The sequence below is a fragment of the uncultured Piscinibacter sp. genome, assembly GCF_937952055.1.
Lineage (GTDB): Bacteria > Pseudomonadota > Gammaproteobacteria > Burkholderiales > Burkholderiaceae_C > Piscinibacter.
This window is the reverse complement of record NZ_CALFYO010000019.1, coordinates 376,639-390,021: the sequence shown is the minus strand read 5'-3', so window position 1 is coordinate 390,021 and position 13,383 is coordinate 376,639. Positions and strand designations below refer to the sequence as shown.

Here is a 13,383-nt window from a genome sequence, read left to right as displayed (position 1 = left end):
CGCCCCCTACGACGAGGCTGCCTGCATGCGAACCTCAATGCTCACCGCCGTGCTGGCGCTGCAGCTCGCCCTGCCCCCGGCGCTCGAGGCGCGCGCACCTGCGCCGCCGCGACCGGTCACGCCGCGCGGGCCGCTCGCCGCCGAAGAACTGAACAACATCGCCGTCTTCAAGGCGGCCTCGCCGTCGGTGGTCAACATCACCGCGCTCGGCCTGGAGCGCGACCTGTTCTCGCTGAACGTGCAGCAGGTGCCTCAGGGCACCGGCACCGGCTTCGTGTGGGATGCGCAGGGCCACGTCGTCACCAACTTCCACGTCATCCAGCAGGCCAGCGGCGCACGCGTGACGCTGGCCGACCAGACGAGCTACAAGGCCGACCTGGTCGGCGCCTTCCCGGACCGCGACATCGCCGTGCTGAAGATCACCGCGCCGCCGTCCAAGCTGCGCCCGCTGCCGGTTGGCAGCAGCCGCGACCTCCAGGTCGGCCAGCAGGTCTACGCCATCGGCAACCCCTTCGGGCTGGACCAGACGCTGACCACCGGCATCGTCAGCGCGCTGAATCGCGAGATCGAGTCGGTGACGCGGCGCATGATCCGGGGCGCGATCCAGACCGATGCCGCCATCAACCCAGGCAACTCGGGCGGCCCGCTGCTCGACACGGCCGGCCGGCTGATCGGCGTGAACACCGCCATCTTCAGCCCCTCGGGCGCGAGCGCAGGCATCGGTTTCGCGATTCCGGTCGACGAGGTCAACCGCATCGTGCCGCGCCTCATCCGCGACGGCCGCATGGTGCGCCCTGCGCTGGGCATCACCGCCGGCACGCCCGACATCAACCGCGCGCTCGGGCTGCCCAAGGGCGTGGCGCTGCTGCGCGTGCATCGCGGCGGGCCCGCGGCGCAGGCGGGCCTGAAAGCCTTCGGCCGTGGCGATGCCGGCATCGTGCCGGGAGACGTGCTGACTGCGATCAACGACGACGCGGTGGAGAACGCCGACGACATGCTCACTGCGCTGGAGAAGCTCAACCCGGGTGACACGGCCACGCTGACGCTTTGGCGCGCCGGCGCGACGCGCAAGGTCACGGTGACGCTGGCCGAGTCGGAGGACTGAGCGCAGCCCGAAACGCTGTCGGCGAGCGCCCGCTGTGCCGCTTGAACGCGGCCGAGAAGTGGTACGGGTTGGCGAAGCCGAGCCGCTCGGCGATCACCTTCAGCGGCAGCCCGGTGGCCAGCAGCCAGTACTCGGCCTGCCGCATGCGCACGCGGTTCACCTGCTCGGCGGGCCCGCAGCCCCAGGTCTGCACGCACAGTCGGTGCAGGTGGCTGCGCGAGCAGGCCAGTCGCGCGCACAGTTGCTCGACGCTCCAGTCCGCGGCCGGCTGCGCCTCCACCTCGTCGAACAGCGCGTGCAATGCGGCGGTGCCGCTCCCGGTCGACGGCACGCCGAGCGAGAACGCGCGCCGCAGCCACGCCGCGAACGCTTCGCCGAGCGCGCGGCGCAGCCCCGCGGTGAGCGGATCGTCGCCGAAGCGCTCCAGGTGCAGCAGCGTCAGCAGCGGGCCCAGGGCAGAGAACTCGGCGGCGCGGCACACCCTGGCCTGGCCTGGAAGACCCCGCCACAGGGCCGGGTCGAGCAGCGCCCAGGCGGTGCGCCAGGGCGCACCGCGTCGCGTGCGCAGCACGTAGGGCTGGCCGGCGGGCACGAGAAGCACCGTGCCCTCGTCGAGCACGGCGGGTGCCTCGACCCCGCCGCCGAGGCCCGCGCCGCTCAGCGTGATCTCGACGAGATGGCGGTCCAGGCAACGCTCGACGCGGTAGTGCCCGGCCAGGTCAGACAGGCCCGCAGCGGCAATGCCCAGGCCCGTCAGCGCCGGGAAGCCGGCACGGCAGAAGTAGCGCTCCTGGCACTGCGGCCCCAGTTCGATGATCTCCGTAGGTGGCAACAAATCGACATCTCGAAAGGATGGGATGACATTTTCTTCGATGGACATCGGCGCCAGCATTGCCACTTCATGAAAGACGATCCGACATCCCGCACGCACGACTCGCTCGACACGCACTGGCGCCAGGTGCTGCACCTCGGCTGGCCGATCAGCGTGCAGGCCTTGGCCACCGCCTCGTTCGCGCTGGTCGACATGGCGATGGTGCAGCGACTCGGTCCCGAGGCGGTGGCCGCCGTCGGGCTGGCCGGCCGCGGCCTGTTCGTGCTGACGATGATGCTGGCCGGACTGGCCAACGGTGCTGCCGTGCTGCTGAGCCAGTACGCCGGCCGCGGCGAGTCGCGCCCCGGCGCGCGGCTGCTGCGCTGGGTGGCGCTGGTCACGCTGGCGATCACGCTGCCAGCCTGCGCGCTGGCGCTGGCCGTGCCCGGCAAGGTGGCCGGCTGGCTGGTGAGCGACGCGGCCGTGGCCGCACCGCTGGCGGCATTCCTCCACGCGGTGGCGTTGTCGATTCCGCTGTCGGCGCTGACCGCGGCGCTGGCCACCGTCAGCCGCTGCCATGGCGACAGCCGCTCGCCGATGTTCGCCGGGCTGGCCGGCCTGGGCGCCAACGCGGCCCTCGACGCCATGCTGATCTTCGGCCTGGCCGGCGCGCCGGCGCTGGGCGTGGCCGGTGCCGGCTGGGCCACCAGCGCGGCGCGCGCGCTGGAGCTGGCGCTGCTGCTCGCGGCGATGAGCCGGCCCGGCATGCCCGCACGCGCGTTGCTGGCCGCGCTGCTCGAGCGCGGCTGGCGCAGCCCCGGCCTGGTCGCGCTGGCCGCGCCCTTCATGCTGCAGGAACTGATCTGGTCGGGCAGCGCACTGGCCTACGGCATGGTGTTCGCCGCGATGGACGCGAAAGCGCTCGCCATGGTCAGCCTGCTTGCGCCGGTCGAAGGACTGATGGTCACGCTCTTCGTCGGCGGCGCGGTGGCCTGCGGCATCGTCGTCGGGCGGCTGCTCGGCCGGCAGCGCTTCGCCGCGGCGCAGTGCCTCGCCCAGCGCGCGCTGAGGCGCTTCGGGCTGGCAGCGGTGCCGGTGTGCGCATTCGCGGCGGTCGGCGCCGGCCTCGTGATCGCCAGGCTGCCCTGGCTCGAGGGTCAGCAGGCGGTGCTCTGGACGACGCTGGCGCTGTCGGCCGTCACCGTCACCGTGCGCGTGGTCGCGATGACCCTCGTGCTCGGGATCCTGCGCGCCGGCGGCGACCGTCGCGGCGTGCTGATGGTGGAACTGGTCGGCACAGTGGCCGTCGGCCTGCCGCTGGTGACGCTGGCCGCGTTGCGCTGGGGCTTCGAGCTGCCGCAGGTGCTTGCGCTGCTGCTCGCGGTGGAGGCGGGCAAGATGGGCGCGCTGTGGCGGCGGATGCAGCGCGGGGTGTGGCGGCGCTCGCTGCTGCCGCAGCCGGGCGAGCGCGCCACGCCGATGCTCTGCGCCGGCGCGAACTGATCGCGCGCGGCGCGAGCACCGGAGTTCAGAGCGGGCGGATGCGCGAGGCCTGCGGGCCCTTCTGGCCCTGCGTCACCTCGAACTGCACGCGCTGGTTCTCGGCGAGCGTCTTGAAGCCCTCGCCCTGGATTTCCTTGAAGTGGGCGAAGAGGTCCTTGCCGCCGCTGTCGGGGGCGATGAAGCCGAAGCCCTTGCCTTCGTTGAACCATTTGACGGTTCCGGTTTCGATGGTCATGTTGTCGTTCCTTGATGGATTCGTGGTGGAAGTGCCCCAGCTCTCGCTGGTGCGTGCAAGCAGCATCCGGATGTGGAGGCTGATGTTCGGGAAGGCCGCGATGCCGTTCATCAACGACGCTGCGGCGGCCTCGCCGAGGTCGGGGGGCCGCGGCGCTCGAGGTGGCGGAAGGTGATGCGGCCCTTGGTGAGATCGTAGGGCGACAGCTCCAGCGAGACGTTGTCCCCGGCGAGGATGCGGATGTGGTGCTTGCGCATCTTGCCGCCGGTGTAGGCGATGAGCTTGTGGCCGTTGTCCAGCGTCACCCGAAAGCGCGAGTCCGGCAGGATCTCGTTGACGACGCCTTGCATCTCGATCAGCTCTTCCTTGGCCATGGGTTCACTCGAAGGTTGTGGAGAAAGGGGTGCCGCGCGGTGTGGGCGCGCCGATCCACGCGAGGCCCTGGGCCGTCGCATAACGCTCGGCGGCGTCGCGGGATTCGAAGACGGGCAGCAGGCGCAGCACGCGGTCGTGCGTGGTGCTCCCGCGCCCGGAGCGGATGGACACCGAGGCCGCGTAGCGGCCGCAGTGGGTGGAGCGGGTCAAGGGAGAAACAAGGTATTTCCCGACCTGGAAGGATGGCTGGATAACGAACTCTCGGTGGCGCTGCCTCCGGATGGAAGCGACGCGGTCTGACACAAGGCGTGCACTCGGCACGCGGGCGGCGGATGAACTCTTTCCCGCAGCTGGCCGGCAGGGCTGTTCGCTGCCGGCGAGGGGCGACCAGAACGAGATGGCGACCGCGGTCGGTCAGTGCTCTGGCGTAGGAGGGAGATCAACTCGTGATCTCAGCGCGGCGGTGGCAACCTGCTGGAGGCGAATGCCGGAACCGCGTCGATGCGGGATTGTACCACCTGGAGCATCTGCCGCGCCGGCCCTAGCTCGAAGGGGGCGCCGCAGGCGCCATGTTGCGCACGGCTTCGGACGGGTCCTGCTCAAGCCGGGACAGCGACAGCTCCCAGGTCTTGATCGCCCAATAGGCGCCAAAGGTCCAGATGCCCGCCATCTCCACGAAGAACACGACACTGCTGCCGCGGGCCAGCCATGCGGCCAGGACGACGCCGGTCGCAGGGCACAGGAACATCAGCACGGCCAGCACGCGATAAGCGAGCCTGAGCATCGGTTCCCGGTGCTTCTGGTCGGCAGGCAGGTAGCTCAGCGAGTGACAGGCGCACTGCCAGGCGACGATGCCGAGCAGGACGAACAGTACGGCCGCCGCCGCGAAGTGGAGCGGCACACCGGGCTGCCGGCTGGCCCAGTCCAGCACCGCCGGGCAGTCCTTGACCAGTTGCATGACACGCTCGTCGCTGCTGAGGTCCTCCTTGGTGATGCGCTCCGGAAAGACGGCCACGAACAGCGCGCTGATGGCCGCGCTGTTCAGCAGCGTGTTCTCGCGGCGGGTGAGCCCCTTGTAGAGGTGCAGCCCCGCTGCGATGGCGCACAGGCCGCCGACGAAGAAGGTGCGCATCGGAAACTCGGCACATTGCATCGCGCCGACCTCGGCCGATGCGCGGGCGGCGAAGAAGTAGGCGCTCATCGAGGGCTGCAGCGGCAGGTCGTGAACGAATCGCCCCCAGAAGTAGAGCCACGCCGGGAACGCGAAGGCCAGCAGCGCCAGCCCGACGCGCAGCGAGAAGTAGGTCTCGGAGAAGTGCTGCCACAGCGCCTGCGCGTCGGCGCGCGGCGGCTGGTTGTCCATCAGGCCGGGCGACTGCTGCTGGTCCATGCGGTGCTCCTGGCGGATGCGCGAGCGGTGCCGCCATGCTGCGCGCATCTCCGGCAGCCGCCATCCCTACTCGATGGGAGCCCGTGCCGGTCCCGACCGTTTCGACGCCGGTCTCTCGACGCCTCAGGCCGCGCCGGCTTCCTGCTGCGCGCGCAGGCGCGCGTGCACGTAGGCGCCCTGCGGCACGTGCAGCAGGTCGGCGATGCGCCACAAGACGTGGCGCTCGTGATCGCTGAGGTGACCGTCGGCGTACGCGACGCGCCACATGTGCTCGATCATGCGCAGCTTCTGCGGCATCTCGAAACGCTCGTTGATGCGCGAGGTGAAGCTGAACAGGTCGGTGGCCTGCCGGGCCGCCGCCTCGGCCAGCTCGACCAGCCGTGCGGCCTCGTCGTCAGCCAGCGCGAACTTGTCGGCAAGCGCCGCAAGCACCGCCTCGCGCTCGCCATCATGGAAGCTCGCGTCGGCGCGCATCACCTCCACCAGCATCACCGCGGTGGCCAGCTGCAGCAGGTGTTCGGCCTCGCGCGCGTCGGCCTGCGCGGGTGGCGGCGTGAGGCGGTCGAACAGATCCTTCAGGGTTCGCAACATGCGATCATGATGTCACGACGATGAGCGCCGCGCCCGAGCCTGCCGCAAACCAACGCCCACGCCGCTGGCCTGCACGGCTGGCGCTGGCCGCGATGGCTGCGGTCGGGCTGGCCCTGGCCACCGCGTTCGCCGTCTATCCCGTGGAATACGTGCGCCGCGCGCTGCTGTGGGGCAATTCCGACGTGGACGACCAGTTCCGCTTCTCGAAGCGCGAGATCGCGCCGGCCGCCCCGCCGCGCGAACCGCCCGCGGCGCCCGATGCGCAGCGCGTGCGCGCCGCCTTCGCTGCGGCGCTGCCGGGCGCGGTGATGGACGACTGGCTTGCCGAGCAGGGCACGCTCGCCTTCGTCGTCATGCAGCACGGCAAGATGCTCCACGAGGCCTACTTCAACGGGCAGGCGCGCGAGATGCCGGTGACGAGCTTCTCGGTGGCCAAGTCGATTCTCGCCACCGGCGTGCTGTGCGCCTTGGACCAGGGACTCATCGCCAGCCTTGACGATCCCGTGACGCGCTGGCTCCCCGAACTGGGCGCCCGCGATTCGCGCTTCACGCGCATCACGCTGCGTCACCTGCTGCGCATGCACTCGGGCATCCGCTACCGCGAGACGCGCTTCCTCAACGGTGACGACGCCAAGACCTACTACTGGCCCGACCTGCGCGCGCTCGCCCTGCGCGAGACACGCATCGAGGCGCCTCCCGGCGGCGACTTCCTCTACAACAACTACCACCCGCTGCTGCTCGGCCTGGTGCTCGAGCGCGCGACCAAGATGCCGGTGGCGGCCTGGACCTCGCGTTGCCTGTGGCAGCCCGCGGGCCTCGGCCCCGGCGCGAGCTGGAGCCTGGATGGCGAGGCCACCGGCTTCGAGAAGCTGGAAAGCGGCGTGAACGCGCGCGCCATCGACTTCGTCCGCTTCGGGCAGCTGATGCTGAACGGCGGAGTGGCCGAGGACGGTACGCGCGTACTGTCCGAAGCGCTGGTGCGCGAGGCCACCGGCACCGAGGGCGCCGTGTCGCTGGAGCACCTGCGGCCCGGCGCCTATTACCAGCTCTTCTGGTGGGGCCAACGGCGCAACGGCGGCAACCATGACTTCAGCGCCCGCGGCAACCACGGCCAGTTCATCGTCGTCTCGCCGCGCAACGGGGTGGTGATCGCGCGGTTCGGGACGCAGTATGGGGTGCGGCCGGGCGAGTGGGTGGCGCTGCTGGAGTCCGTGGCGGAACATCTGGGAGCGAGCGCGGCGTCGCGTTGAGCATCGTGCCATGGGCGGGCGATGCCGAAGCGCGCCGTCGCACAAGAGTCCTCGTCATCGGCAGCCGATCACGCAGGCGGTGACGCACGGGCGCTGTCGGGTGATGTCGGCTGCCCCATCGGCCTCCTTCTCCACCTCGTCCAGCCTGCTGCCCCCCACCATGTCCCGCCACGGCGTCGGCGCGGCTCTCAGCGAGAGGACCAGCGCGATCTCCCCGCGCGGCCGTGCGACGGTGCGGTGGCGCCGCAACCGCGAGGTGGGGTCGACGAAGGGGTCGGTCGGCTCGATGGCGGCCACACCGCGAAAGACGCCACGCTCCACCTGAAGACCGCCGGTCACGGTCAGTGGGGTGGTGATGCCGCGCACGCCGGGCGTGCCGACGTCGAGCTGCCACCCGCCCTCTCCGGGCGGGGTTCGGATCGAGGTGATCTTCGTGGCCTTCAGCCCGGAGGACAGGGCGGGTGAGGCGCCACTCTCGGCACGCGTCCCGACACCACGACGAAGCGCATGAAGACCGCGTCAGTCGGGCGCGGTCGTGGTCAATGCCTGCGCACTTTCCGGTTCGGCAGCGCCGGTGGCAGCCCGCTTTCCATGCCTGCTTCGGCGGCGTCGCGGATCACGCCGCACCGTCTCGAAAACTCCCCCGGCATCAAGCACTTACGCCAGACCTCCCGTACTTTCCCGAGGTCTGGCCGAAAGCGGCACGGCTCTTGTGACGGTATGCGGCACAGCCACACAGGAGACGGGGACGATGGAGACCTTCTACGAGGTGATGCGGCGGCAGGGCATCTCGCGCCGCAGCTTCCTCAAGTACTGCTCGCTCACGGCCACTTCGCTGGGCCTCGCGCCCTCGTTCGTGCCGCAGATCGCCCACGCGATGGAGACCAAGCCGCGCACGCCGGTGCTGTGGCTGCACGGGCTCGAATGCACCTGCTGCTCGGAGAGCTTTATCCGCTCGGCGCACCCGCTGGCCAAGGACGTCGTGCTGTCGATGATCAGCCTCGACTACGACGACACGCTGATGGCCGCCGCCGGCCACCAGGCCGAGGCCATCCTCGAGGAGATCATGGCCAAGTACAAGGGCAACTACATCCTGGCCGTGGAGGGCAACCCGCCGCTGAACGAAGGCGGCATGTTCTGCATCCAGTCGGGCAAGCCCTTCGTCGAGAAGCTCAAGCGCGTGGCCAAGGACAGCAAGGCGGTGATCGCCTGGGGCTCCTGCGCCAGCTGGGGCTGCGTGCAGGCCGCCAAGCCGAACCCGACGCAGGCCACGCCGATCCACAAGGTGATCACCGACAAGCCGATCATCAAGGTGCCCGGCTGCCCGCCGATCGCCGAGGTGATGACCGGCGTCATCACCTACATGCTGACCTTCGACCGCATTCCCGAGCTCGACCGCCAGGGCCGGCCGAAGATGTTCTACAGCCAGCGCATCCACGACAAGTGCTACCGCCGGCCGCACTTCGACGCCGGCCAGTTCGTCGAGGCCTTCGACGACGAATCGGCGCGCCGCGGCTACTGCCTCTACAAGGTCGGCTGCAAGGGCCCGACCACCTACAACGCCTGCTCCACGGTGCAGTGGAACGAGGGCACGAGCTTCCCGATCAAGGCCGGCCACGGGTGCATCGGCTGCTCGGAGGACGGCTTCTGGGACAAGGGCTCGTTCTACAGCCGCCTGACCGACATCCACCAGTTCGGCATCGAGGCCAACGCCGACAAGGTCGGCGGCACGGCCGCCGGCGTGGTCGGCGCGGCCGTGGCGGCGCACGCGGCGGTCTCCGCCATCAAGCGCGTGAGCAGTTCCAACACCCCGCAGAAATAGAACGAGGAGAACCCATGGGCGCGTACGAAACGCAAGGCTTCAAGCTCGACGACAGCGGACGACGCGTCGTCGTCGACCCGGTGACCCGCATCGAGGGCCACATGCGCTGCGAGGTCAACCTCGACAAGAACAACGTCATCCGCAACGCGGTGTCGACCGGCACGATGTGGCGCGGCCTCGAAGTGATCCTCAAGGGCCGCGACCCGCGCGACGCCTGGGCCTTCGTCGAGCGCATCTGCGGTGTCTGCACCGGCTGCCACGCGCTGACCTCGGTGCGCGCGGTGGAGGATGCGCTCGGCATCAAGATCCCGAAGAACGCGCACCTGATCCGCGAGATGATGGCCAAGACGCTGCAGGTGCACGACCATGCGGTGCACTTCTACCACCTGCATGCGCTGGACTGGGTCGACGTGGTGTCGGCACTGAAGGCCGACCCGAAGAAGACCTCGGACCTGCAGCACCTGGTGTCGCCGTCGCACCCGATGTCCTCGCCGGGCTACTTCCGCGACATCCAGAACCGGCTGAAGAAGTTCGTCGAGAGCGGCCAGCTCGGTCCCTTCATGAACGGCTACTGGGGCAACAAGGCCTACGTGCTGCCTCCCGAGGCCAACCTGATGGCGGTGACGCACTACCTGGAGGCGCTGGACCTGCAGAAGGAGTGGGTGAAGATCCACACCATCTTCGGCGGCAAGAACCCGCACCCGAACTACCTGGTCGGCGGCGTGCCCTGCGCGATCAACATCGACAAGGACGGATCGGCCGGCGCGCCGATCAACATGGAGCGGCTGAACTTCGTCAAGGCGCGCATCGACGAGATCATCGAGTTCAACAAGAACGTCTACATCCCCGACGTGCTGGCGATCGGCACGCTCTACAAGCACGCCGGCTGGCTGCACGGCGGCGGCCTGTCGGCCACCAACGTCAGCGACTACGGCGAGTACCCGAAGGTCAACTACGACAAGAGCACCGACCAACTGCCCGGCGGCGTGATCCTCAACGGCAACTGGGACGAGATCCACCCGATCGACCCGCGCGACCCCGAGCAGGTGCAGGAGTTCGTCACGCACAGCTGGTACAAGTACGCGGACGAGACCAAGGGGCTGCACCCCTGGGACGGCGTCACCGAGCCGAACTACGCGCTGGGCGCCAACACCAAGGGCACGAAGACGGCCATCGAGCAGATCGACGAGGCGGCCAAGTACTCGTGGATCAAGGCGCCGCGCTGGCGCGGCCACGCGATGGAGGTCGGCCCGCTGTCGCGCTACATCCTCGCCTACGCCCACGCGATGAAGGGCAACAAGTACGCGCAGCGCCCGAAGGAGCAGATCGAGAGCTCGGCGATGATGATCAATTCCGGCATCCCGAAGGCCCTGGGCCTGCCGGAGACGCAGTACACCGCCAAGCAATTGCTGCCCACCACCATCGGCCGCACGCTGGCGCGCGCGCTCGAGGGCCAGTACTGCGGCGAGATGATGCTGGACGACTGGAACGAACTGGTTGCCAACATCAAGGCCGGCGACACCGCCACCGCCAACGTCGAGAAGTGGGACCCGAGCACCTGGCCGAAGGAGGCCAAGGGCGTGGGCACGGTGGCCGCGCCACGCGGCATGCTGGGCCACTGGGTGAAGATCAAGGACGGCCGCATCGAGAACTACCAGTGCGTGGTGCCGACCACCTGGAACGGCAGCCCGCGCGATGCGAAGGGCCAGATCGGCGCCTTCGAGGCCAGCCTGATGAACACCCCGATGGTCAATCCGGAGCAGCCGGTCGAGATCCTGCGCACGCTGCATTCCTTCGACCCCTGCCTGGCCTGCTCCACGCACGTGATGAGCGAGGACGGCGCGGAACTCACCCGCGTCAAGGTGCGCTGAACGAGAACGATGGAGACACCACGATGAGACTTCAACGAGTTACCCGTGCCGCCGCCGGCCTGTCCGCCCTGCTCACCGCTGCGACGGCGCAGGCCCACCCCGGCCACGGCCTCAGCGCCCCGGACCAGCTGATGCATGTGCTCGAGGCCGAGCATGTGGTGGGGCTGCTCGCGGCAATGGCGGTCGGCTACGGCGCCGTGCTGCTGCGTGCCCTTCGCGGCCGACGCTCGGATCGCGCCGACCGCGACGCCGGCCGGAAGAACGACTGACGGCCGGAGGCGCACCATGTCGCTCACCCCGTCGCAGTCCTTCAACGATGCCACCGGCACCGACGAGTCCGCCGTTGCGCGCGCCGCGGCGATCAAGTCGGTCTACGTCTACGAAGCCCCAGTGCGCCTGTGGCACTGGATCAACGCGCTGTCCATCGTCGTGCTCGGCGTCACCGGCTACTTCATCGGCTCGCCGCTGCCGACCATGCCTGGCGAGGCCAGCGCGAACTACCTGATGGGCTACATCCGCTTCGCCCACTTCGCCGCCGGCTACGTGTTCGCGGTCGGTCTGCTCGGCCGCATCTACTGGGCGATCGTCGGCAACCACCATGCGCGCGAGCTGTTCACGCTGCCGGTGTTCAGCGGCGCCTACTGGCGCGAGGTGCTGACGATGCTGAAGTGGTACGCCTTCCTGATCCCGCGGCCGAGCCGCTATGTCGGCCACAACCCGCTGGCGCGTGCGGCGATGTTCTTCGGCTTCTTCTTCCTGACGCTGTTCATGATCGTCACCGGCTTCGCGCTCTACGGCGAAGGCACGCAGGCCGGCTCGTGGGCGCACACGCTGTTCAGCGACTGGGTGATCCCGCTGTTCGGCCAGTCGCAGGACGTGCACACCTGGCACCACCTGGGCCTGTGGGGCATGGTGATCTTCGTGACGCTGCACGTGTACGCCGCGATCCGCGAGGACATCATGGGGCGGCAGAGCATCGTCAGCACGATGATCTCCGGCCACCGCACGTTCAAGGACTGACCATGGGCATCACCGTGCTGGGCATCGGCAACGTGCTGTGGGCCGACGAAGGTTTCGGCGTGCGCTGCGTCGAGGCGCTGCAGCAGCGCTGGGCCTTCGACGAGGCGCAGGGCGAGCCGGTGCAGCTGGTCGACGGCGGCACGCAGGGCCTGTACCTGATCCAGCATGTGCAGGGCGCGTCGAAGCTGCTGATCTTCGACGCCATCGACTACGGCCTGCCGCCCGGCACGCTGAAGCTGATCGAGAACGACGAGGTGCCGCGCTTCATGGGCGCGAAGAAGATGAGCCTGCACCAGACCGGCTTCCAGGAAGTGCTGATGCTCGCGCTGCTCACCGAGCAGTATCCCGAGCAGGTGCTGCTGGTGGGCTGCCAGCCCGAGGAACTGGAAGACTATGGCGGCAGCCTGCGGCCGGCGGTGAAGACGGCGCTCGAGGACGCGCTGGCGCTCGGTCTCGACCGTCTGCGCGCCTGGGGCGCAAAGCCGCTGCCACGCGACGCGTTGCCCTCGGCCGACGAATCCGTCACCGTGCCCACGCTCGCGCTCGGCGCCTACGAGGCGGGCCGGCCGGCCGCGGAGCAGGCCTGCCGCGTCGGCGACGAGCGTTTCCTGCCACGCTGAACGCAAGGCCATCGCGATGTGCATCGGCATCCCCATGCAGGTCCTCCGCGTCGAACCCGGCCACGCCTGGGTGGCCGGCCGCGGCGAGGTCAAGCGCGTCGACACCGCGCTGGTCGGCGACTGCGTGCAGCAGGACTGGCTGCTGATCTTCCTCGATGCCGCGCGCGAGCGCATCGACGCGCAGCGCGCCGCCGAGGTCAATGCGGTGCTCGACCTCCTGGAGGGCGCGCTCGCCGGCGCGCCGGACAACGCTCCCGACACCGCCTTCGAACTGCCTTCGCGCATGGACCCCCGCGCCCTGGCCGCGCTCGCCGGCCGCTCCGACTGAGACCCGAACATGACCGCCACCCTCCTGCCCCCCGTGATGCAGCGCCTCGTCGACCAGTTCGGCGCGACGCTGGTCGAACCCGACACCATCGCCGACTTCCTCGCCGCGCCGGGCGACCAGGTGCTGCTGCTCGCCGGCGACCCCGTGCAGTTTCCGGAAGGACTGGACGTGGCCGTGGTGCTGCCCGAGCTGCGCACGCGGCTCGGCGCCGACTTCGCCATCGGCGTGGTGGCGCCGGCCGGCCAGGAGGCGGTGGCGCGCCGCTTCGGCTCGCAGCGCTGGCCGGCGCTGGTGTTCCTGCGCGACGGCCGGTACGTGACCACGCTGGCCGGCATGCACGACTGGACCGAGTACCTGCGGCTCGTCGAGGCGGCGCTCGCCGCGCCGGTCTCGCGCGCGCCGACCATCGGCATCCCGGTGGTCGGCGCCAGCCCCGCACCGTCCTGCCACTGACGCCGAGGC

Annotated in this window: 17 protein-coding genes; 10 read left to right on the top strand and 7 right to left on the bottom strand. The window is 69.8% G+C overall.

All coding sequences use genetic code 11. From position 1 onward, the window contains the following. Positions 1 to 25 precede the first annotated feature (25 nt). Positions 26 to 1,105 (top strand): trypsin-like peptidase domain-containing protein, encoded by a 1,080-nt coding sequence (locus tag Q0599_RS09300; RefSeq protein ID WP_298828686.1) that lies wholly within the window; start codon positions 26 to 28, stop codon positions 1,103 to 1,105. Here the strand turns inward: Q0599_RS09300 and Q0599_RS09295 are convergent. After that, positions 1,074 to 1,940, bottom strand: coding sequence for an AraC family transcriptional regulator (locus tag Q0599_RS09295; RefSeq protein WP_298828682.1), 867 nt, complete (start codon positions 1,938 to 1,940; stop codon positions 1,074 to 1,076). The two genes, Q0599_RS09300 and Q0599_RS09295, sit on opposite strands and share 32 nt — an antisense overlap. Positions 1,941 to 2,006: 66 nt before the next feature. On the opposite strand from Q0599_RS09295, the gene Q0599_RS09290 reads away from it, so the two are divergent. After that, complete coding sequence (locus Q0599_RS09290) at positions 2,007 to 3,419, top strand: MATE family efflux transporter (RefSeq protein ID WP_298828678.1); 1,413 nt, start codon at positions 2,007 to 2,009, stop codon at positions 3,417 to 3,419. Between the two features lie 25 nt (positions 3,420 to 3,444). On the opposite strand, the gene Q0599_RS09285 is transcribed toward Q0599_RS09290, so the two are convergent. The 5 genes from Q0599_RS09285 to Q0599_RS09265 all read right to left on the bottom strand — a co-directional run bounded on the left by Q0599_RS09285 (position 3,445) and on the right by Q0599_RS09265 (position 6,010). Beyond that, positions 3,445 to 3,654, bottom strand: coding sequence for a cold-shock protein (locus Q0599_RS09285; protein WP_298828675.1), 210 nt, complete (start codon positions 3,652 to 3,654; stop codon positions 3,445 to 3,447). A gap of 110 nt (positions 3,655 to 3,764) precedes the next feature. Further along, positions 3,765 to 4,028, bottom strand: coding sequence for a translation initiation factor IF-1 (gene infA, locus Q0599_RS09280; protein WP_298828672.1), 264 nt, complete (start codon positions 4,026 to 4,028; stop codon positions 3,765 to 3,767). Between the two features lie 4 nt (positions 4,029 to 4,032). Further along, positions 4,033 to 4,239 (bottom strand): hypothetical protein, encoded by a 207-nt coding sequence (locus Q0599_RS09275; protein WP_367180920.1) that lies wholly within the window; start codon positions 4,237 to 4,239, stop codon positions 4,033 to 4,035. A gap of 331 nt (positions 4,240 to 4,570) precedes the next feature. Next, entirely contained in the window at positions 4,571 to 5,419 is an 849-nt protein-coding gene (locus Q0599_RS09270; protein ID WP_298828670.1) for a hypothetical protein, read from the bottom strand. Between the two features lie 123 nt (positions 5,420 to 5,542). Further along, positions 5,543 to 6,010: a TerB family tellurite resistance protein gene (locus Q0599_RS09265; RefSeq protein ID WP_298828667.1), complete on the bottom strand. Its 468-nt coding sequence runs from the start codon at positions 6,008 to 6,010 to the stop codon at positions 5,543 to 5,545. A gap of 20 nt (positions 6,011 to 6,030) precedes the next feature. Between Q0599_RS09265 and Q0599_RS09260 the strand changes: the two genes are divergently transcribed. Beyond that, positions 6,031 to 7,260, top strand: a complete 1,230-nt coding sequence (locus Q0599_RS09260; protein ID WP_298828663.1) for a serine hydrolase — start codon at positions 6,031 to 6,033, stop codon at positions 7,258 to 7,260. A gap of 54 nt (positions 7,261 to 7,314) precedes the next feature. Here the strand turns inward: Q0599_RS09260 and Q0599_RS09255 are convergent, their stop codons facing one another. Beyond that, on the bottom strand, positions 7,315 to 7,626 hold the full coding sequence (locus Q0599_RS09255; RefSeq protein ID WP_298828660.1) for a hypothetical protein: 312 nt from the start codon (positions 7,624 to 7,626) through the stop codon (positions 7,315 to 7,317). A gap of 385 nt (positions 7,627 to 8,011) precedes the next feature. Between Q0599_RS09255 and Q0599_RS09250 the strand changes: the two genes are divergently transcribed. The 7 genes from Q0599_RS09250 to Q0599_RS09220 are packed head-to-tail and all read left to right on the top strand — an operon-like array spanning position 8,012 to position 13,374. Continuing rightward, positions 8,012 to 9,082: a hydrogenase small subunit gene (locus Q0599_RS09250; protein ID WP_298828658.1), complete on the top strand. Its 1,071-nt coding sequence runs from the start codon at positions 8,012 to 8,014 to the stop codon at positions 9,080 to 9,082. Positions 9,083 to 9,096: 14 nt separating this feature from the next. Beyond that, positions 9,097 to 10,953 carry a nickel-dependent hydrogenase large subunit gene (locus Q0599_RS09245; protein ID WP_298828655.1) on the top strand — a complete coding sequence of 619 codons (1,857 nt, stop codon included), beginning with the start codon at positions 9,097 to 9,099 and terminating at the stop codon, positions 10,951 to 10,953. A gap of 23 nt (positions 10,954 to 10,976) precedes the next feature. After that, entirely contained in the window at positions 10,977 to 11,222 is a 246-nt protein-coding gene (locus tag Q0599_RS09240) for a hypothetical protein (protein WP_298828653.1), read from the top strand. A 16-nt stretch (positions 11,223 to 11,238) separates the two neighbouring features. Next, positions 11,239 to 11,973, top strand: coding sequence for a Ni/Fe-hydrogenase, b-type cytochrome subunit (gene cybH, locus Q0599_RS09235; RefSeq protein ID WP_298828651.1), 735 nt, complete (start codon positions 11,239 to 11,241; stop codon positions 11,971 to 11,973). A 2-nt stretch (positions 11,974 to 11,975) separates the two neighbouring features. Beyond that, positions 11,976 to 12,593, top strand: a complete 618-nt coding sequence (locus tag Q0599_RS09230) for a HyaD/HybD family hydrogenase maturation endopeptidase (RefSeq protein ID WP_298828646.1) — start codon at positions 11,976 to 11,978, stop codon at positions 12,591 to 12,593. A gap of 16 nt (positions 12,594 to 12,609) precedes the next feature. Continuing rightward, complete coding sequence (locus Q0599_RS09225; protein ID WP_298828644.1) at positions 12,610 to 12,921, top strand: HypC/HybG/HupF family hydrogenase formation chaperone; 312 nt, start codon at positions 12,610 to 12,612, stop codon at positions 12,919 to 12,921. Between the two features lie 9 nt (positions 12,922 to 12,930). Then, complete coding sequence (locus tag Q0599_RS09220) at positions 12,931 to 13,374, top strand: hydrogenase (RefSeq protein ID WP_298828642.1); 444 nt, start codon at positions 12,931 to 12,933, stop codon at positions 13,372 to 13,374. Positions 13,375 to 13,383 lie beyond the last annotated feature (9 nt).